General features: G+C 48.0%; 18 protein-coding genes. 17 read left to right on the top strand and 1 reads right to left on the bottom strand.

The annotated features are described in order from the left end of the window. Positions 1-103: 103 nt before the first annotated feature. Positions 104-994, bottom strand: coding sequence for a FadR/GntR family transcriptional regulator (locus tag WC647_00320; GenBank protein ID MFA6220734.1), 891 nt, complete (start codon positions 992-994; stop codon positions 104-106). A gap of 777 nt (positions 995-1,771) precedes the next feature. Between WC647_00320 and WC647_00325 the strand changes: the two genes are divergently transcribed. The 17 genes from WC647_00325 (at position 1,772) to tkt (ending at position 21,080) form a co-directional block, all read left to right on the top strand. After that, on the top strand, positions 1,772-2,152 hold the full coding sequence (locus tag WC647_00325; protein MFA6220735.1) for a 4Fe-4S binding protein: 381 nt from the start codon (positions 1,772-1,774) through the stop codon (positions 2,150-2,152). Positions 2,153-2,154: 2 nt separating this feature from the next. Then, positions 2,155-3,474: an aldehyde ferredoxin oxidoreductase N-terminal domain-containing protein gene (locus tag WC647_00330; protein ID MFA6220736.1), complete on the top strand. Its 1,320-nt coding sequence runs from the start codon at positions 2,155-2,157 to the stop codon at positions 3,472-3,474. A 75-nt stretch (positions 3,475-3,549) separates the two neighbouring features. After that, positions 3,550-4,857, top strand: coding sequence for a BPL-N domain-containing protein (locus WC647_00335; GenBank protein ID MFA6220737.1), 1,308 nt, complete (start codon positions 3,550-3,552; stop codon positions 4,855-4,857). A 57-nt stretch (positions 4,858-4,914) separates the two neighbouring features. After that, positions 4,915-5,820: a multiheme c-type cytochrome gene (locus tag WC647_00340; GenBank protein ID MFA6220738.1), complete on the top strand. Its 906-nt coding sequence runs from the start codon at positions 4,915-4,917 to the stop codon at positions 5,818-5,820. Between the two features lies 1 nt (position 5,821). Beyond that, positions 5,822-6,547, top strand: a complete 726-nt coding sequence (locus WC647_00345; GenBank protein MFA6220739.1) for a cytochrome b/b6 domain-containing protein — start codon at positions 5,822-5,824, stop codon at positions 6,545-6,547. After that, the gene (locus tag WC647_00350) at positions 6,513-8,009 is read left to right on the top strand and encodes a respiratory nitrate reductase subunit gamma (GenBank protein ID MFA6220740.1); all 1,497 of its coding nucleotides are present in this window, start codon (positions 6,513-6,515) and stop codon (positions 8,007-8,009) included. The genes WC647_00345 and WC647_00350 overlap by 35 nt, the downstream gene beginning before the upstream one ends. A gap of 103 nt (positions 8,010-8,112) precedes the next feature. Then, on the top strand, positions 8,113-9,366 hold the full coding sequence (locus WC647_00355; GenBank protein MFA6220741.1) for a (Fe-S)-binding protein: 1,254 nt from the start codon (positions 8,113-8,115) through the stop codon (positions 9,364-9,366). A 41-nt stretch (positions 9,367-9,407) separates the two neighbouring features. After that, complete coding sequence (locus WC647_00360; protein ID MFA6220742.1) at positions 9,408-10,181, top strand: hypothetical protein; 774 nt, start codon at positions 9,408-9,410, stop codon at positions 10,179-10,181. A gap of 34 nt (positions 10,182-10,215) precedes the next feature. Then, the gene (locus WC647_00365; protein ID MFA6220743.1) at positions 10,216-11,157 is read left to right on the top strand and encodes an ABC transporter substrate-binding protein; all 942 of its coding nucleotides are present in this window, start codon (positions 10,216-10,218) and stop codon (positions 11,155-11,157) included. 34 nt (positions 11,158-11,191) lie between these two features. Beyond that, positions 11,192-11,941, top strand: coding sequence for an ABC transporter permease (locus WC647_00370; protein MFA6220744.1), 750 nt, complete (start codon positions 11,192-11,194; stop codon positions 11,939-11,941). A 15-nt stretch (positions 11,942-11,956) separates the two neighbouring features. Then, positions 11,957-12,760, top strand: a complete 804-nt coding sequence (locus WC647_00375; protein ID MFA6220745.1) for an ABC transporter ATP-binding protein — start codon at positions 11,957-11,959, stop codon at positions 12,758-12,760. A gap of 17 nt (positions 12,761-12,777) precedes the next feature. Continuing rightward, positions 12,778-14,298, top strand: coding sequence for an MSMEG_0568 family radical SAM protein (locus WC647_00380; GenBank protein ID MFA6220746.1), 1,521 nt, complete (start codon positions 12,778-12,780; stop codon positions 14,296-14,298). A gap of 35 nt (positions 14,299-14,333) precedes the next feature. Further along, the gene (locus tag WC647_00385; GenBank protein MFA6220747.1) at positions 14,334-15,329 is read left to right on the top strand and encodes an AIR synthase related protein; all 996 of its coding nucleotides are present in this window, start codon (positions 14,334-14,336) and stop codon (positions 15,327-15,329) included. A 185-nt stretch (positions 15,330-15,514) separates the two neighbouring features. Continuing rightward, complete coding sequence (gene gnd / locus WC647_00390) at positions 15,515-16,429, top strand: decarboxylating 6-phosphogluconate dehydrogenase (GenBank protein ID MFA6220748.1); 915 nt, start codon at positions 15,515-15,517, stop codon at positions 16,427-16,429. Positions 16,430-16,471: 42 nt separating this feature from the next. Then, a complete protein-coding gene (gene glk, locus WC647_00395) occupies positions 16,472-17,473 on the top strand; it encodes a glucokinase (GenBank protein MFA6220749.1) in 1,002 nt (333 codons plus the stop codon). Then, entirely contained in the window at positions 17,470-19,008 is a 1,539-nt protein-coding gene (gene zwf, locus WC647_00400; GenBank protein ID MFA6220750.1) for a glucose-6-phosphate dehydrogenase, read from the top strand. The genes glk and zwf overlap by 4 nt, the downstream gene beginning before the upstream one ends. Positions 19,009-19,058: 50 nt before the next feature. Next, complete coding sequence (gene tkt, locus WC647_00405) at positions 19,059-21,080, top strand: transketolase (GenBank protein MFA6220751.1); 2,022 nt, start codon at positions 19,059-19,061, stop codon at positions 21,078-21,080. Position 21,081: the final 1 nt, after the last annotated feature.

Here is a 21,081-nt window from a genome sequence, read left to right on the forward strand (position 1 = left end):
CTTAAAGGATATGCGATTTCTCTTGTGGAAAAGAAGCGAACTCGCAAGATGAATTAAGTCATGAAAGCCTCATGGTCCTTTTGGGGCGCTGTGATTATTCAGCTTACGACTCACTCTTGACTTGAATGAGGTACAGGTCCCCGTTGCCCACGTGCCTGAGAAGAAGCCCTAGGTCCTCGAGAGATTTTTGCGCTGGCGATGGCAAAAAATGTTCATGGTTGGATTCACTTAGTTGCTCTTCCACATCCATCGAGGAACCGACCGGCCCCACGCTCTGGAATTCTAAAGCGCCAAAGGGGGCGCTGCCAGCCAAATTGGCCAGATGTCGCCCGACGCGGAGCACATGGGACGCCATCTCAGTTCTGACACCAGCGCCATCTCTTCTTCTGAAACATTCGATGATTTTGAAGTGGTCGTGTTCCACTTCATCATAGAATTCCGACCCCGGATTGAGCTTGACTTTCAGGTCCGCCAGAAGACTCTCTATGAAGTCCATGAGCAGAATAAGCAGCGGATTTTCTGAGAACCTGGCAATATAATAGTGAAATCCGATGCCTCGTTGATCTTTTAATGAGGTTGCGCTTACCTCGTCATTTGTCATGGTCTCCAATACACGTATGTCGTTTTCGGTGATTTTGGAGACTGCAATCTGCGCGAGGCGTGGTTCAAGAAAGTAGCGAAGCATAGTGATATCCCCGACTGACACATTCTTGAAATGGAGGAAATTGGTTAGACTATGAACGGTAGTGTTCATATTCACTTCGGCGGCAAAAATTCCTCCTCCGGTGCCTTTTCTGGTCTCTATAAGACCCATGCCTTCCAGCACTCTGAGAGCTTCACGCATGCTGGCCTTGCTGACCTGAAACTGATCGATCAGTTCTCTTTCGGACGCCAGCCTGTCACCGGGCTTGAATTCCCCCCTCAAAATTGCGTCACGGATTTGCTCAACAACGTAGTGCGATACTTTATGACCCTTTTGGGTAGGTTTAAACATAATCCGGTCTACCTCCGGAGAGTAGCCATGGCGGAGAGACGCCTGATATACCGGATATAAGCGACAATCGTATGTCCACAAATCCGGAGCGCAATCAGGCAATTCTTAAATTGGGAAAAGCAGCTTTTTTAGTGCGCAGCAAGCAGACAGACATATGCAGCGTCAGCGAGATTCATTTCACCCTGTCTACTTGATTCAGCTATTTTATAGAATACAAGCGAGATAGCTGTCAAGAACAATCGCATAATATTATGATAGTTCATAATCTGCTGAATATTCTTAACAATAACAAGTGGTTTTGATGTCATATTAAGAGCTTGTATTGAGGGTATCCCTGGTATAATCCTTGTTGACTCAAAGGTTTTCTTGTCCAAAACGCGGCTATAATCAAATATTATAAGATTATACCTTTATGATATTTTACTTGACAGAGTTGGTCACTGGAAGTAGGCTGCTGCGGTACGAAAAGAAGTCACATAACTTCTGTAAGACTGGCTACCAGACAAATATACACAGATTAAAGAACGCGGCCGAGTCGTTGCGTTTGGATTCGGGCTGGAAGCCGGTAATGAACTCCAACGGAGCCAATTAGAAACATCGTTTACATAGCGGCGAAGAAATATGAGCTGCCGCCTAGGGGGCATCGACTGAGGGGAAAACCGGGTAACTCGACTCGTCTTGTCCCTCAAAACGTTTTCAGGTTTCCAGGACGTGGCGGAAAGCCATTCACTTGATTAAGTTGGGCTCAGAACAACCAGACCTGCAAGGAGAATCGTAATGAGAATTGATGTGGACGCTCTCAAATGTATTGGGTGCATGGCTTGCGAGATGGCGTGCGGTTATCACAGGGATGACGCCTTCGCTTTGCTTGCATCGTGTATAGTCGTTTATAGGGCCAGAGAAAAAAAGGATTATTTTGGGGTAGTTGTAAAGGAAGAAGAGAGTCTGACAATAGCGCGACCCGAGGGGCTCGAGATCAAAAGAATCGGTGTGGCGGAAGAAGCAAGTGATTCTGGTCAGAAAAAGGAAGCCGACGCATCCGCAAAACCTATGCTTTTGCGCGAGGCCTGTGACCAGTGTAGTGGCATGAAATATGGTCCTATGTGCGTCAAGATTTGCCCGGTCAACGCTATTTCGTTGGTAGAGGGAGGAGAATAGAAATGGACTACTTGTCATCAAATAAAATCCTGGTCGTTGATCTAAAAACTGGCCAAATTACCGAAGATGGTCTTGATGATGATCTTGTGAGTTCAAGAATTGGTGGAGTAGGCATCACCAGTTCGCTGTATGAGACATACAAAGACAGAGATCCAATCATACTGGGAACAGGCTTGCTTACTGGAACGCTATTCCCTGCCACGGCCTTGTCAATAATTTCGGCCAAGAGCCCCAGATCAGGGCGCCTGACCCATTCCCCTTTCACCTTAAAAGCCGGTATGGAATTGAAGTACACCGGTTTCGATTATGTCGTCATAGTCGGAAAGTCGGAAAAACCGGTCTTCCTTTGGCTTCATGACGGAATCGCCGACATCCAGGATGCGTCTGAACTCTGGGGGAAGGATACCTGGAACACCACTGACGTAATTAGAAAAAATATGGGAGACGACCTCATCCAGACCCTAGTTATCGGCCCGGCAGGTGAAGAGGGCTCTGACTTGGCTCAAATATGTGTGAATTACTGGGCAAACGGTGATTGCTGGGGCTTTGGTAAAGTATTTGGTGAAAAGAATCTTAAAGCCGTGGCTCTTCGAGGTATGGGATTACTGGAAATTTCCAACGCTGAAGATTTTGTTGACCAGTGTTTCGAAATCTTTGAGACAATCAAAGGAAGCAAGATTCAAGGCAAGGCTGGTGTTGAAGACATTCTCATAGCAATGGGAGAGAGCGACGCCCGCGATTGGCTGGCCCCTGTCATACATCGACACAGCGCTTGCTACAACACTCCCTACCCGACCAATACGTTCATATACCTGAATGAAGACCCAAAAACGCTCACAGAACCCGAAGAGCCGGAACCCGGATTCATGATCACGGACATAGTGGCCCTGTTGGCGCTGAAAAAACTGGGGTTTTCCGCAATGGACGCCGGCCAGGTATTAAGAGCCTGCGCTCGACGTGGGCTGGATCCGGTCGCTGTAGCCGAAATAGTTGGAAAATCAAACCAAAAAGATCCCAAAACCATCGAACAATCCCTAGCGAGGCTACAAGGTCCGGCCACCCTTCCGGAAGGCGCGAGATTTAGCTCATGGGCCCCACCACAACCTATTTTTGGCGATTTTGGTCTATCAGGAGGTAGCTCCGAAAGGGACTGGTGGGTTAGAAGACAGGCTTTGGCCTACATTTTCGGTATTCACCCTGTTTTTGCAAATATGTCGCCTGAATTGTCGGAAGAACTCATTCTAGAAATGGCCAACACTGGCGCTGGACTAGACCTCTCGCAGGAGACTCTGGATCAAGTCATTTCGGATGTTTGCGGTTAGCGGTTTGGACGACTGGACTCCGATTCAAATTGGAGATCTCGGTAAAATTGCATAGCAGGGTCTGAGAACGCAAAAATGGATTATTACCAGTCATGTGCGTCCATCAACCAAAAATTGGCGCGGGGGATCGATCTCCATTTCGGAGAAGCCGAAGCGAGCATATTGCCGCCAGATCCTCGCCCACTAAGTATTCCCCGCATCGGAGTCTACGCCGGATTGGGGACTTCCCACTCGTGGCTTTGGTTTGTTGACCTGTTCGACCGTATGTCATTCCATGAAATTGTTTTCATAAATGAAAACATGGTGCGAGACGGCGCGCTGGAGTGCCTTGACATTTTCGCTATGTCGGGCGGAGACACTATCAGGATAGCCGAAGAACTCGGTCGAGACGGGGCTTTGGCCCTCGAGTCATTCATTCGACGAGGAGGGCTTTATATTGGATCCTGCGCAGGCGCATATCTTCCACTAAAATCTTCCAAGCAGCATCTCGACCGCTTCAACTTTGTTGACATTAAGATCGCCAATCTTTCCAAAACCCGGCCGGACGCCAAACGAATGGGCAGAAAGACGACTACAAGCTATGGGTGCGATTTTGTTTACCACCCGGTTCGGGAGGCTGTTCGTTTACGAATGACAGGAAAGGAACCTTTCTCTGGATTGGATAGTTTCCTGGCTCCTTTGTACGGTGGCCCAGCAATGATAGCGCCCATTGATTCTGACGTCTTGGCCTACTACACCGGCTTCACTGATAAAACACTTTTTCTAGTTGATGAGTCTCTCGCGGAGCGGACCCTGTTAGGCAAAATAGCCGCAGCGCGAGCAAAAATGGGAGAGGGACATCTTTACCTCTTTGGCCCTCATTTCGAACATCCGCTTTTCCCGGTCGCTAATCACCTCGTGGCTAAAGCAATATTCTGGGACATGAGAAAAGAGAAGAAGACAGGGAGTTCCATTGAGGACTGTTCAACTATTGTGGCAACTGCAAAGGAGAAACTGGTCCGCGATATTAAGAGAGAGATCAGCAATTCGCGTATCGTGGCGGTAGGACTTGAGACGGCGCCTGTTCAATGGATTATAGGTTGCAAAATTTATGAGCCGGAAAAAATCAGAGTGTTCCTCGAGGCGATATGGAAGCGAATTGGGTTCTTGGAACGCTCAGGCTTGATTCGCGTTCGATGTGGGAAAAGCGGGGATATTGTGGACTTAGCGTCTAGAGTGACCGCGCTTTTACGTCGAATTAAGTCCATGGTGGACGATCACGCTGATACCCAGGATCTCGCAGGAGATCTTTTTGACTCTCTGCGAAGGTTGACGATGATCTTCCTACAGATTTATTTTGACTCATTCGATCGCAATTTTGATCCTGATTTGAAGTTTCTGTAAATGAACCTTTTTTCTTGAAAATAAATTTTTCTCCAAAGTCCTCAGCAGGAGTAAACGTTGGACCGATTACGAGTATTTTTTGGGCGGCCTGGCACAACACGAGGAGCTAAAGTCTTCCATGCTTCCAAATATTTGATGGTCATCGCCTTTTTGATTCTTTCGATACATGTCTTGCCGGCATGGTCCCAGGAACCAGACACTACCTCGCCCTGGTTCGTCGACATGAACACGTTCTCAAAATCAGCTCATGGATCCTTGACATGTGAACGATGCCACCCGGAGATGAAGGAGCCGGGCAAAGTTCATCCGAACCGTGAAGATCCCTCCGCCATGAAAAAAAATGTCGTTCAATCATACGATTACAAACGTTGCGCTTCCTGTCATCCCGAGGCCCACAAGCGCTTTTTACTGGGAGAGCACGCCAAAGCCCTGACAAAGGAAAGACAGAATCGAGAGGCAGGCCTAAAGGAACCGAATCCTGAACGTTTAGCCCCAACATGCGGCGATTGCCATTCGTCTCACTATGCCCAGTCCAAACGTTCAAGAGTTCAAATCGGAACGCAAATGACAGAGACTTGCGGTAAGTGCCATAAAGCTCAAGAGGCCAGCTACCTTAAAGACATTCATGGTAGAATGGCAGTTTTCCTAGGTAAACAGGCGTCGGCGTACTGCACGGATTGCCACGGAGCCCATAGGTGCGAGTCTCTCAAGGATAAGCAAAAAGCTCTTGAGGCGTGCCGGAGATGCCATAGAGACGCCACGATACAGTTTGCCGGCATAGTCATTCACGCCGGTCCAGAAGACATCTCAAAGAAGGATCCTGAGAAGCAGGCCAATGTGGCTCTTGTCGGGACAGTTAAAAGGATTGCTCAAATTGGCACTATAATCATCCTGGCGTTCTTTTCTCTGCAAACTTTTGTATGGATTCTTCGAGAGCTTCACAAAAAGTTGAGAGGACGTTGAAATGAGTGACCAAAAAGTCGAACAGCAAATTTACTGGCGCTTTAGCGTCCTCCAAAGGCTAGTCCATATCGTTGTAATGTTTGCATTCATAGGAGTAGGTCTGACAGGATTTTCCATGGCCTTCAGTTCTGCAGCGCCGGCTCGATCTTTTGTTTGGTTTCTCGGGGGTATCGACAGCGTCCGATACCTCCATCGCTGTTTTGCTGTGATCCTTTATTTGTGCGTGGTAGCGGAAGTCCTTTGGATGTTGTACTTCAAATTTCTTTTGCGTGGAAAACTCCTGGGGCCGAATTCTATCTGTTTCCGATTCAAAGATCTCAAGTTTTTCCGGGAGCATATCGAATATCTCTTGGGCAGGCGCACAACGCCTCCACCTTTTGACCGCTTCGCCTATTGGGAAAAACTGGATTACTGGACGCTTTTCATAGGCATGCAAACCATGGGGCTCACGGGACTTCTTCTGTGGTTTCCGGAATTTTTCTCCCGTTTCGTTCCTGGGGTTTTCATTAACCTTGCTCAAGTCCTCCATTTTGACGAGGCCATTCTTGCAGTGCTCTACAAATTTTTCATACATACAACAGTTCGTCATCTGCGGCCTGAAGTTTATCCGGGCGACTGGACTATCTTTACCGGGAAAACGACCGGAGAAACCATTATGAGAGCCCATCCCGGAGAGTGGGCGTTATTGAAAGATGAACAGCAAGGTTCCCCTGTTGGAGACCAATAAACGATTTGAAAGAGAAAAACGAGTCAAGAGTCTTATGAAACCAAGGTTGAAAACTTCAGCGCTGGTTGTGTGCGCTATAGTGTGTTGTCTTTTGGCCGGATGGACGGTCGGAACCTCGAGAGCCGAAGAGCAGTCGTCAGAGTGCTTGAACTGCCATCGTCAACGAAACCTGAACACTAACGAGGGCATCGTCTCATCCCAGTTGTTCTGTTACAATTGCCACCAGGATCCCGCGTCTCATGGAGATTTTCGTTCTTCCAAAGTTTCACTCCAGGTGAAACCCGAGTATTTTTTGAAATCTCCCCACAGGTATGTGGCGTGTATCCAGTGTCACACTAGTGTGTCTCAATCTCCGCATCGATCTTTATCCGGCGTACAATGTGTAAATTGCCACCCCGGATTTTGCGGGGCTGCAGGGACTCATTCCGAACATCAGCGTGTACGATGCGAAGCGTGCCACACCGATTCCCCGTTCGTTACGCTCGACGCGGCCAATAATGAAGTGAAACTTTCACACACGAATTCCAAGTTCGTTCCTATAAGCCTGGCTGAACATAAAACAACGGATGTGTATCGGGAGGAATTTTGCACAAGATGCCATGCGCCTAACAATCATATTGGGGCGCCGGTGTCGGTTTTGCCTTCCAAAAGTTTTGTATGCGTCGCGTGTCATTACTCCCCATTGAAGATGGGGAATCCTGTATTTTTGATTGCTATCGCCATAGCAATGATTGGGATTGTCGGGACTCTGATTTTCTGGTTCAGGGCTGGTGTGCAGGGCGAGACATCTTCTGTGCACAGAAAGTTCCAGTTGGGCTCGGAAGTTGTCTGGAGCAAGGTATTCTCCAGAGAAATTTTTTCGATACTCAAGACCGTATTTTTCGACATACTTTTGCAGCGCAGGATACTTGCAAACGGCGTCAGTCGCTGGTTTATCCATTCTCTGATCTTCTACTCCTTTTTCGCCCGTTTTGTCGTTAGTTTTGCCACTATCCTATTTCAGAAAATGGCGCCAGAGGCTGCATTGACTCTGACACTGGTGAACAAGGACAGCCCATTCATGGCCACTTTCAACGATTTGACGGGAGTTTTTATCCTGGCGGGGGTGATCTGGGCCATGGTTAGACGCTTTGTTACCAAGCCGGAATATGTTGCGACACAGGAAGAAGACACGATCGCTCTTGTGATTATCGGGCTTGTGGCATTCTCTGGTTTTGTTGTCGAAGGGATAAGGATCTTGATTGCGCAGATCCCGGAACAGGTTGCAATGTCAGCCTTCGCTGGTTATCTCATGTCAAGACTGTTTTCCATTGCGAACGTTAGCTGGCAGTCTATTTACGGATATTTCTGGTACATCCACGCCTTGCTATGGGCTCTATTTATAGCTTATCTGCCATTCGGAAAACTCAAGCACATTTTCACCACTCCATTGAGTCTTTTGCTCAATTACAAAAAAGAGTAGGTGGACAGAAAGAAAATATAAGATGGACGAAACAAACCCCTCTCAAACTCCCCCGGACGTTTCAATCCAACCGGCCCGTGTCATCTCATTGGACAGATTGGAGATGAGACGATTGGTCCAATTGGACGCGTGCACCCGCTGTGGGGAGTGTTTGAACTGGTGTCCGGTTTTTGACCAGGATGGCCGGGAAGACATTCTCCCTCGTCAAAAAATTCTCGATTTTCTTCACATTGTGAAAAATCAGCAAAGTCTTCTGAACGGCATACTCAAGAGTGAAAAAACGCCGGAAGCGGCCAAGTGGCTGGTCCGAAAAATGTTCCGACTTCAAGAGATTAGTGAAGAGGATGTCCAACGCTTTGCCATTAATTTGTATGAATGTTCGACCTGCGGCCAATGCCAGGTTGTCTGCCCCGCTAACATTGACACGGTAAATCTTTGGGAGAACATCCGTGAACTTATGGTTTCAGCCGGTTATGGCCCTCTGGAGCCACAAAAGGCGTTGGCCAAGAGTGTCAAATCTTACGACAACCCTTGGCAGCAACCCCGCCAGGGAAGGGTTAAGTGGGCTCGCCGGGCCAAAAAGGATAACCTAATTCCTGAACTGCCACCCGACATAAAGAAAAACAAAAGTAAGATGCTCCTGTTTTTTGGTTGTACGGCTGTTTACGATCTGAACATCCGTCAGATCGCCATTGATACAGTCAATGTCCTCAATATACTGGGTATTGACTATGGCTGCCTTGGAGAAAACGAGAAATGCTGCGGAAGCGTTCTGTTGAGAATGGGTGATCCGGAGTATGAACGAATTGCGTCAGACAACATTAAACTGTTGAATGGACTCGCGATTGACACCCTTGTCACCTCGTGCGCAGGATGTTTCAAGACCATAAAGGAAGATTACCCGAAGGTCGGCAGATTAAATTTTGAAGTCTTGCACACTGTTGAATTTTTACATCGTTTGATTGAGCAAAAAATACTCAGGTTCGAAATTCCCGTTGAAAAGGTTATAACCTATCATGACCCCTGCCATTTAGGTAGGGCTTCAGGAATTTTTGATGAGCCCAGGGCCGTAATTAAGGCCATCCCTGGCCTCGAACTTGTAGAAATGCCCAGACATGGTCCTTACTCCAGATGCTGCGGCGCCGGTGGAGGGGTAAAGGCCGGATTCCCTGACCTGCAGAATAAAATGGCTCAGGCAAGAATCAGAGAGGCCGAGCAGACAGGAGCCAGTGAATTGGTGAGCGCGTGCCCTTTCTGCTATGCAGGGCTTCAAGTGGGTATCGGCGCATTGAATTCACACTTGGTAATGAGAGACATGACACATCTCGTTAGATGCGCTTTGAAAAAAGAGGAATGATTTCACAAGACCATGATCGTTTTTTTGGCCGAGGCGCTAAGATGAGTAACGGGTATAATTACCAGAAATTTGTCTACTGGCTTGAAGTCTCACTCTTTGATGATTTGAAGGCACAGATCGCGGCCAGTGGAATTTCCATAATGGAAACCAGGAAGGCCGTTTGTACGCCTCTATCAAAACGCGTGGAAGCTGGTTACATTTTACCTGAAACATGGGGGAGTTTCGAACTTTGCAAGAGGCAGTTGTCCTGGTACCGATCATCTGGTTATTTCGGTAAAATTCTGTTAGTGAGTTCATTTGATCTCAATGAGTTCCAAATACGCCCTGATGTCCTGATACGCCACAGTGATTTCAAACCTACCTCGCTCCCATCCTCAGAGGAAAAAGCCAGACTCATAGAAAGACGCAGTTACAAGAATGCTAGGCCGGAGGAATGGGACAAAATTGATTCGAGCGACATAAAAGAGAAAGAACGCTGGTTAAATGTTATGGGATTGAGAGGAGTGAAATTTGCAGAGTTGTTCGTGTCTCACTGCGCAAACCATGCGAACTTTATAGAACCGGCTTATTTTGTTACGGAGAGGGATGAGTTGGTCCCCTACTCGATCTCTAAAACCTCGCACGTTTGTTCGGCGTGCATGGAATGGTACAACATCATCGGAGGTTCATTCCGCAAGAAACTCGTTGTGCCGTGCCCTGGAGCGGTTCTGTTCGCAGGCCTTGGCGCTAATCGCTATTATGAGGTTATTAACTGCGATTCCAAGGCCCATGGTGATCGATTAAACCAAAACTCAGTCAATTGCGAAAAATGGTGAAACGCTGTATGCAATGAATAATAAAAGGACTTTCATGAAACGAATCGTATTATTCCTAACTGTTTCTTTGTCTTGTTTGGTCTTAAGTGGGACGGTTTATTCCCAAAACCTTTCTAGCAAGCCTATCCGAATAGCCGTTTTACAAAATGATGTTCACCATCTTCCTCTTTGGGTGGCATTGGACAAGGGTTTTTTCAAAGAACAGGGTGTTGACGTTGAGATCGCCGGGATTTTTCGAGCAGGGCCGGAGATAATGAGCGCTTTCTCGGCGGGATCCCTCGACATGGCCTATGTGGGCGAAGCCCCCACAGTTACCGCCAGCGCGAATGGCACGGCCAAAGTAGTTATTCTGGCACAGGTCAATACAGAAGGATCAGCTATTGTGGTTGGAAAAAATTCGCACATAAAAACGATTTCGGACCTCGAAGGTAAACAGGTAGCTATTCCTGGTTATTCTACCGTTCAGGATTTGCTCTTGCGAAAGGCTTTAACAGAATCGGGCATTGACCCAAAACATATAAAAATAACGGTGATCAAACCGCCAGAGATGATCAGCGCCGTAAGAACGAACCAAATTGACGCCTTCATCGCCTGGGAACCCTATCCGGCGCAGGCTGTTTGCAAAGACGCAGGCAAGATTCTCACATATTCTTCTCAGATTTGGAAAGATCATCCTTGTTGTGTTCTTGTAGCTGACAAACAATTTGCTCAAGAGAACCCCGAAAGAATGAAAAGTGTATTGAAGGTCCATAGAAAAGCGATCGATTTTATTCGAGACAACCCTGACGAAGCCCTGCGTATAGCGACAAAGCATACAGGCCTGGATGAGCAGACCGCCAAACAAGCGATAGACAGAGTAAAATACGTTTCAAATATTAATGTTCAAGGTCTTCAAGAGTATGTCAACTACCTTAGAGAGTTGGGCTACATCAAGCTGAACAATGCCCACTCCTTTATAGAAAATCTGATCTATTGAGGCTTAGAAACGCAAAAAGAAACTGAGACATAAGATGGGGCGTTATCTCTCGCTTCTGATTCTATTGTGCCTTTGGCAAGGCTTATGTACTTTTGGAATCGTTTCAAATTATGTCCTACCGGCGCCGCTTGAGATAGCCGCTGGATTCTGGAGCCTCCTTACTGTTGGGATGCCACCTGGTCATCTGCTCTATTATCATATTATCTACAGCCTTTACCGCGTTAGCCTGGGTTTCTCACTTGCCTGCGTTTTGGGTGTCCCTTTAGGTTTGTTGATGGGATGGTTTCCACGATTTAATCGTTCATTTAGCCCGATAGTCGAGATTATCCGCCCTATTCCACCTCTCGCATGGATTCCAATCGCCATAGTGTGGTTTGGTATCGGGATGGGATCAGCAGCGTTCATAATTTTTCTGGGCGCATTCTTCCCTATACTTCTGAATACGGCGTCCGGCGTCTTCTCGGTCAGTCCTATCCTTATAGACGCAGCCAGGACACTTAACGCTTCCCAAAAGGACATTTTCTTTAAGGTCCTGGTACCCGGCGCCTTACCATCAATTTTTGTAGGCATGCGTGTTGGTATGGGAGTCGCATGGATGACTCTGGTGGCTGCCGAATTCTCGGGGGTCAAAGATGGATATGGTCTAGGTTTTATGATCATGACAGCGCGTGACATACAAAAACCGGACCAGATATTGGCGGGAATGTTGGTTATCGGCTTGATTGGCGTTATTATCGATTGGTTGTTCAGAGCGTGGGAATCCAGGATCAGACCATGTATATAAAGGCAGTTTAGCATAGTGCATCTTGAACTAATAGGACTTGGGAAAACGTTCATCAATGAAACTCAAGATGGAGAAATCCAGGCCATTTCTCATATCGATCTACGGATAAAGCAAGGTGAGTTCGTTTCCATAGTTGGTCCCAGTGGATGCGGAAAATCCACCCTGCTGAGGATTATTTCGGGCTTGGAGCAATCCTTTGAAGGCAAGGTTTTGTTGGACGGAAAACAGATATTGAAACCAGCTCAAGACGTTGGAATGGTATTCCAGCAGTACGCTTTATTTCCCTGGAGAACCATGTGTGAGAACATTGAGTTGGGACTTGAGATCATGGGAATGAGCAAGCATGAAAGGCGGGTCATTGCAGAAAAATACGTACAGTTATTCGGTATGGAAGGGTTCGAAGATCGATATCCAAGCCAGTTGTCCGGAGGGATGCAGCAGCGTGTTGCGATAGCGCGTACTCTGATCATGAATCCTAAATTAGTACTTATGGATGAACCCTTTGGCTCTCTGGACAGCCAGACTCGCAATGATATGCAGGAATTTCTCATGGACCTACGGCAGAAAAGAAATGACACCATTCTTTTTGTTACTCATAATGTTGATGAGTCGGTCTTTTTGAGTGACAGGATAGTTGTTCTATCCAAGAGACCCGCACGGATTTTGCGTGTATTCGAACTCAACACTCCTCATCCTAGGGACCGAACCAGTAAAGTAGCAAACGATATTAGACGAGAGGTGATAGGAATCCTGAGGCAGGAGAGAATTAGCCCCTCTGCGGTGAATAACCAAGCTCTTGACCCTAAGGATTTCTTATAGACCGAAGGTATAGAAGTATGCTTGCCCACACAATAACCGAGTTACAAAGCCTAGGCGTTCAGGTTGATGTGGACTCGCCAAACAGAAAGGTTGGAGCGGGACCAGCTGAAGGGGGCACTATCATAATTGAAGGGATACCGGCTCATGTGCCTTTCAGCGGTACCTTTGTATCAAGATCTCCGTATGCCTTGCGTCAACTTGAGGGTGAATCTTGGCTCGTCAAGGATGGAAAATTCATCCTGCCCGCGAAAATGGCGCCAAGGCCCAAATTCTATAACTATGTCACAAAAGACCAAACGCCTTATTCCAGTATTGCGATTCTTCACGGAAAGGACTGCGTCGCTTCGACGGTGCGTCAAACCTGCTCTTACTGGAATTCGGAAAAAAGATGCAAATTCTGCGGTATCGAGTTGTCCCTGTCCCGGGCTCAAACTACCCGAATTAAGACGCCATCTCAACTGGCTGAAGTGATCCGCAAAGCAATGGAGCTAGATTCGGTTTCTCACGTTGTACTGACGACTGGAGCTACGCTACCGTCAGGAAAAGAAATTGATTATCTTGGCCAATGCGCCAAGGCTATCAAGGCAGTTTGTGATCTTCCCATACACGCTCAATTTCTTCCAACTGAAAACGTAAAAAAACTTTATGAACTCAGAAAAGCCGGTATAGCTACCGTTGGCATTCACATAGAAAGTTTCGACGTCGAGGCGCTTGCCAGATTTGCCCCTGTAAAAGCGGCTATTGGCCTGGACACGTACGAACAAGCCTGGAACAGTGCAGTAGAGGTGTTTGGCTTCAACCAGGTGAGCAGCTTTATCCTTGTGGGTCTTGGGGAACAGGAGGAGTCAGTATTAAGGGGGAGCGAGTTTCTCTCGAACAGAGGGGTTTATCCATTTATAGTGCCGTTCCGCCCGATACCTGGCTCATTGATGCAAGACCGGATACCACCGGACCCGGAGACCATGAAGCGTCTGTATATCACGGTAGCTGAAATGTTGAAGGAGACAGGTCTTTCGTCAGCTAGATCTCTGGCTGGATGTGTAAGGTGTGGAGCATGTTCGGCGTTGCAGGCGTATGAAATGGAACCGAAGAAATATTTCGTCTGCCGACCTACTTTAACAGATGACGAACTTGCTCTAGCCCTAAAAATTCGTGAAGATGTTTTTGTTAAGGAACAGGGGCTATTTGAAATCTCGGACCTGGATGAAAACGATTCCTCAAGTACCCACATCATCGTAAAATATGATGATGAGATAATTGGCGCAGTTCGGGTTTTTCCAGTGAAAGGCGCTCAAAATCAATGGGTAGGAGGCAGACTTGCAGTTCGCACAAAACATAGGGATAATCACGCCGGAGCCCTATTGGTGAAGAAAGCGATGCGATATGTCAAGAATCGTGGTTGCACTCGATTTACCGCTCATATTCAGGAACAGAATGTGCGTTATTTCTCGCTCCTTGGCTGGAGAGCCGTTGGACCTGTCGAAACATACCATGGCAAGGCCCATCGACTTATGGAAGCGGATCTCGACAAGGTATGAACAACCTACCTACAAAGGAAACGGAACATCTGATAATGAAGACATCGATAACCTCACTTGCTGAAAGAATTCGTAATTATGGCGGGCTTCTTCGCAAACAACCGATCGAGGATGTTTTTAACGCATTGGTCCTGAGGGGCCAACCGGGGCTTGCGCCTCCCAATTTTGGTGATGACGCTGCGGTAATTCCATGGAAAGACGGTTTCCTGCTGTTTGCAGCCGATGGAATCATGCCCAGGTTACTAATTAACGAACCGTACGCTGCCGGCAAGGCTTCTGTAATGGTCACTGTAAATGACATCTATTCCATGGGTGGCCGCCCTCTGGCCATGGTCAATGTGCTGGCCAGCGGAGATGAAGACCATCGTAGCAGAGTAGTTCAGGGCATCCGAAGAGGCTGTGAAAAATTGCAGGTGCCTATGATCGGGGGACACTTGCACCCAGACGCCGCGCCCGAAGCTCCTGCTTTGGCCGTCGCAATTTTGGGGTGGGCGGAGAAGGTCTTGCACGGCTACACAGCTCAGGCTGGTGACAATCTCATACTAGCGGTAGACCTCAACGGCAAGGTTGGATGTCATTCGGTAACCAGTTGGGACGCTAATTCCGGAAAGAGTCCGCAGGAGTTAATTGACCGCCTTGAGACACTGCCTCTGATTTCAGAAAGGAACTGGGCGAATGCGGCAAAAGATGTCAGTAACGCAGGAATTGTGGGCACCGCTTCAATCATGATGGAAAACTCCGGAACAGGCGCTGAAATCATTCTCGATTCCATCCCCACTCCGCCGGAAATAGCATTTTCTGATTGGCTATTTTCCTTTCAAAGCTTTGGCTTCGTACTTTCTGTCCCGCCCCGGCAATCGGATCAAGTGCTCGCTCTTTTTCATGAAAGGAATATAACAGCGTCAGTCATCGGAAAAGTTCTGGAAGAACGAAAAATCAACATAATTCAAGGACAAGAAGTGGAAACCCTTTTTGACTTTTCAAGAGACAAAATTACTGGCATTGTTTATCAATCTCCATCATCAGACTGAGCGTGCACGTTCCAAAAAAGTTTTCTGACACTCAATCTTTATATTTCCCCGATATGAGTCTCTTTAGCCCGGCGCCCTGGAACCATTTGTAGTAAAGTGTTGTCTTCCATCAACAAAGATGTTTTCAAAGGCTGCAGGAGAGTAACCTATGAATTACACCTGTTATTCGGTAAGGGAGAAATAAAATGAAGCTAGCGATGTTGGGCCTTGGGCGCATGGGAATGAACATGGCCAGGCGGCTGTTGGCCAATAATCAGGAGGTAATGGCGTACAATCGGACCAGCGAAAAGACAAAGGCAATTGTTAAAGAGGGGGCAAGCGGAATTTATACGTTGGATGATCTTTCCGCAAAGATGGCTCCGCCTCGAATCGTTTGGTTGATGCTACCCGCAGGCCCCCTCATTGATGAGCATTTGGAAAAGCTCAAGGATGTCCTAAGTGAAGGAGACATTGTAATTGACGGTGGCAACACCCACTTTAAGGATGACATCCGCAGGCAAGCCTTATTATCTGAGAAGGGCATTCACTTTATGGATGTAGGGGTCAGTGGGGGCGTATGGGGACTTAAGGAAGGTTATTGCCTCATGGTTGGTGGTAATGCGGATATTTACCAACACCTTGATCCGATCTTCAGATCGCTCGCCCCTGAAGAAGGATATCTTTATTGCGGCGGTTCGGGCGCAGGACATTTCGTCAAGATGGTCCATAATGGGATCGAATACGGCATGATGCAGGCATACGCGGAAGGCTTCGACATCCTGGACAAATCTGTTTACAGCGGATCCCTTGATTACAGGAGTCTCTGCCATCTTTGGAACAGGGGAAGCGTCATTCGATCGTGGCTCCTTGAACTCACTGAGTCGGCGTTCGCAAAGGATCCTAGACTCGGGGACATTAAAGGATACGTCGAGGATTCAGGTGAAGGCAGGTGGACTCTGGAACAGGCGTTAGAAACTGGAGTGCCCGCTTACGTGACAGCGCTGTCTCTTTTTGCCCGCTTTCGATCCCGAGAGAAGGATGCGCTTTCGGATAAACTTTTAGCCGCAATGAGAAGAGAATTCGGTGGCCATGCCGTCGTGTCGGCTGAGAAAAAGGACTAGACCAATAACCAAAACGTGAACTCACATGGATATGGAATTGACATGATCGATCAGACCAAGTTTGTTCTGGCTGGTGACATCGGAGGGACCAAGACAAACCTTGCGATATTCAATCCCGGCCAGTCAAGGCCTATTCCTTTAGTGATGGAATCATATTCCAGTCGAGAATCTTCATCTCTCGAAGAACTCGTCGAGAGCTTTCTTGCTAAACACTTTGCAAATGTAGTCTCCGCTTGTTTCGGGATTGCCGGCCCTGTGTCTAAAGGGTGTGTTAGAACGACCAATCTTCCATGGCTAGTGTCGTCAAGCAATCTGAGAGATCGTTTTGGCTGGAGCAACGTGAGGCTTATAAATGACCTGGCTGCTACTGCCTCTTCAATCGCTGTCCTGGAGAAACAGGAACTCGCTGAGCTGAATCAGGGAAAGCCTGATCTCGATGGCCCTATCGGTATCGTAGCGCCCGGTACCGGTTTGGGAATGGCCCTGTTGGTGTTCATAAACGGAAAAGGCTATCCGCTACAATCCGAGGGAGGACATGTTGATTTTGCTCCTAGAAACGAGCCTGAAATTGCTTTGTTGCAACACTTGATGACCTCTCACGTGAGCGTAGAGCGCCTGGCGTCAGGACCTGGCCTATTCACAATCTACTCATGGCTCAAAAATTACCGCAGCCAACCAGAGCCCGCCTGGATACGGGAACGATTTCTGATTGGAGATTCGTCGAAAGTAATCTCCGACGCTGCGCTTGTGGAGAAAGAACCCATCTGCGTCGAATCTCTGGAGATGTTCGTCTCTATCCTGGGGGCAGCCACGGGCAATCTTGCGCTGACCGGAATGACAACCCGCGGGATTTATCTGGCTGGTGGGATATGCCCAAAGATTCTACCCAAACTTAAAGAGGGCTCGTTCATGAAGGCATTCGCTGCTAAAGGTCGGTTTGAGGAGCTGCTTTCATCAATCCCTGTCAATGTTATCCTGAACGACAAGGCTGCGCTGCTCGGAGCCGCCTGTTGTGCGATGGAACTCTTGGAGAATCGAACATGATAGAATCCCCTGGTGAAAATATGGACACTTTCAGCGATACTGTGGTTAAAGGACAAACATCCGAAGTCAATATTTCTGCGGAAGCCTGTCTTGTGGAAGGACCTTTAGAACCATGCGCAATGGTGATTTTCGGCGTTACGGGAGATTTAACTACCCGAAAACTTGCTCCCGCGCTCTACAATCTTTTCCTTCTCGGGGCCGTTCCTGATTCCTTCATCATCGTTGGGGCGGCGCGATCCGACATGACTCACGATCAATTTCGAGACAGAATAAGAGCCGCTTTGTCAGGGATGGACATGTCGGCTTGGGACAGGTTTTCCGCCTCGTTATTTTACCAACCGGTCCTTTTCGACTCTCCCGATTCCTTTGTCAAGCTCTCCACCACTTTGAGCGCATTGGAGAAAGAACACGATCTCCCAGGTAACAGGATTTTTTATCTGGCGATTCCACCGTCGCTTGATGCCGGAATGTCGGAAATGCTTGGTAATGCCGGCCTTTCTGTGGAGAACCAAAACGACGTAGGGTGGGTTCGCATCGTTGTAGAAAAGCCTTTTGGAAGAGACTTGAAGACCGCTACCGATCTTAATAAGACCCTCCACAAGCATTTCAAAGAAGAACAAATTTTCAGAATTGATCATTACCTTGCCAAGGAAACAGTCCAGAACGTGCTGATGTTCCGATTCGCCAACGCTATTTTTGAACCTCTATGGAACCGTATGTTCATAGACCATGTTCATATCACCGCTGCCGAGTCTCTTGGGGTAGAAAACCGAGCTGAATATTACGAAGAATCGGGTGTTCTACGCGACATGTTTCAGAATCATATGATGCAACTCCTTGCTTTAACTGCCATGGAACCCCCGGCTCGTCTGCAACCGGACTTTGTGCACGATGAAAAGAGTAAGGTATTCAGATCCCTCAGACCTTTCTCTGCCTACAACTCCCGAGACAGCCTCATACTGGGCCAATACGGACCTGGAACGGTTGATGAGCAACCGGTCTCGGGTTATCGTGAAGAACCTGGCGTAAATCCCGAGTCCGTAACACCGACTTTTTCCAGAATGAAGGTTTTTGTAGATAACTGGCGATGGCATGGGGTCCCTTTCTACCTGATCTCTGGGAAGAGACTCGCAAAAAAAATGACGGAAATAGTCATACAGTTTAAAAAGGCTCCTCATTCAATGTTTAGAGGAATCTTGGGGGAAGCTGTAAGCTCAAACATCCTGACTCTGGGAATTTATCCGGATGAAACTATTGATCTGAGCTTTGAGACCAAGATCCCAGGAGCAAGGGTTTGTCTCAGGTCCGTGAGAATGCATTTCGATTATCGTCAGAATTACGCAGGACCGGTTATGGACGCTTATGAGAAGGCTATCATGGACTGTATTCAAGGGGACCATATGCTTTTCTGGCGGCAGGACGGCGTAGAGCTTTGCTGGTCTTTCCTTGAACCATTGCTGGAGGACTGTGAGAACTGTCCTGATAGAGGCGAAGCACTCTTGTTTTACCCAGCCGGGAGTTGGGGTCCGGAATAGGTAAAAACCTAAGAAATCGCGTCAAAACGACGGAATTGACTGGAGGCGCCATGCGACAGCAGGAATTGGACAAGCTTTGTATCAACACGCTTCGTTTTCTTTCGGTAGACTCGGTTCAAAAAGCTAATTCAGGTCACCCTGGCTTGCCTTTGGGGGCTGCTACCATTGTCTATGTCATCTGGAACCATTTCCTGAAATTCAACCCTCTAAATCCTTCATGGACGGACCGTGACAGATTCGTCCTGTCCGCCGGTCATGGTTGCGCTCTCCTGTACTCTGTTCTGCACCTTACCGGATTCGATCTCCCACTTGAGGAGCTGAAGCGCTTTCGACAGTGGGGTAGTCGAACACCCGGACACCCCGAGTACCGAAAGACCCCAGGAGTCGAGGCCACTACCGGACCATTGGGACAAGGGTTCGCCAACGCTGTTGGGATGGCGGTCGCGGAAGCGTCACTTGCTGCCCGTTTCAACAAACCGGGCCGTGAGATCGTGAACCACTTCACGTATACGCTGGCAAGCGATGGGGATTTGATGGAAGGGGTGTCTAATGAAGCGGCTTCTCTCGCTGGGCATTTACGCCTGGGCAAATTGATAGCGCTATATGATAACAATCACATAACCATAGAGGGAAAAACATCCCTGACATTCAGTGAAAATCGCCTTGCCCGCTTTGCCGCGCTGGGGTGGCATACCCAGGAAGTGGCTGACGGCAACGATGTCGAAAGCCTTAAGACGGCCATACAGAATGCACAAGACACCAATGATCGGCCATCCTTTATTTCAGTAGTCACTCACATCGGATACGGAAGCCCGAACAAACAAGATACCGCTGCGGCTCATGGAGAGCCATTGGGTGAGGCTGAGGTCCGTCTGACGAAACAGGCCTTGGGCTGGCCAGTGGAACCCGTCTTTTATATCCCTGCCGAGGCTCTACAACATTTTAGGCTTGCAATCGATCACGGTAAAAACATCCAAAACGAGTGGGAGGATCTTTTTAAAAATTATTCGAGACAATATCCCAATCTGGCTGCTGAATTCCAACGGATTATCGACGGAAGACTGCCTGAAAATTGGGATAGTAGCCTGCCAACATTTGATTCGACCACTGGTCCGATAGCGACTCGGTCGGCATCCGGAAAAATTCTTAACGCAATTGCGCGGCATGTTCCAGAACTTATTGGGGGATCAGCGGATCTCTCACCAAGCACGTTTACCTTAATCGAAGGCTCAAGTGATTTTGAGGCCGAAAGTTTGAGAGGACGCAACATGCACTTTGGGATAAGGGAACATGCTATGGGAGGCCTACTCAACGGAATGGCGCTTCATGGCGGTCTTATCCCCTACGGGGCTACCTTTCTGATCTTTAGCGACTATATGCGGCCGCCTATTCGCTTGGCAGCGCTCAGCGACTTGCATGTAATTTACGTGTTTACTCATGACAGTATCGGACTGGGTGAAGATGGGCCTACCCATCAGCCAGTGGAGCAACTTCTGGGCCTCAGATCCGTTCCTAACCTAATTACAATAAGACCTGCCGATGCAAACGAGGCCCGCGCCGCGTGGAAAATCGCTGTCCAACAGCGGAATCGGCCGGTCGCTTTGGTCCTGACGCGTCAAAAATTGCCTATCCTGGACCTGACGATATATCCACAGCTTGCGACAGGGGTAAATCGCGGGGGCTACACCCTTGCGGAAACACACAACGGGGGGGCTTCAGATGTGATTCTGGTTGCTACAGGCAGCGAAGTTCACCTTATCCTCTCTGTGCGAGAAAGGCTTATTGAGCAGGGGATCCAGGCTCGTGTGGTAAGTCTTCCCAGTTGGAACCTCTTTGAAGAACAACCCGCCTCATACCGTGAACATCTGTTCCCTACCGGTATCCCGATTGTTGCGGTAGAAGCGGGAGTGTCTCTGGGATGGAAACCTTATGTAGGGACAGGAATAGACGTTGTCTCTGTTGATCATTATGGAGCGTCTGCGCCGGGAGATATTGTTATGAAAGAATATGGCTTCAATGTTGAAAACATATTGAAACATGTAGAAAATGTATTTAAGCAAAGAAGGACTTGAC

The organism is Desulfomonilaceae bacterium, from assembly GCA_041662605.1.
Lineage (GTDB): Bacteria > Desulfobacterota > Desulfomonilia > Desulfomonilales > Desulfomonilaceae > CAJBEZ01.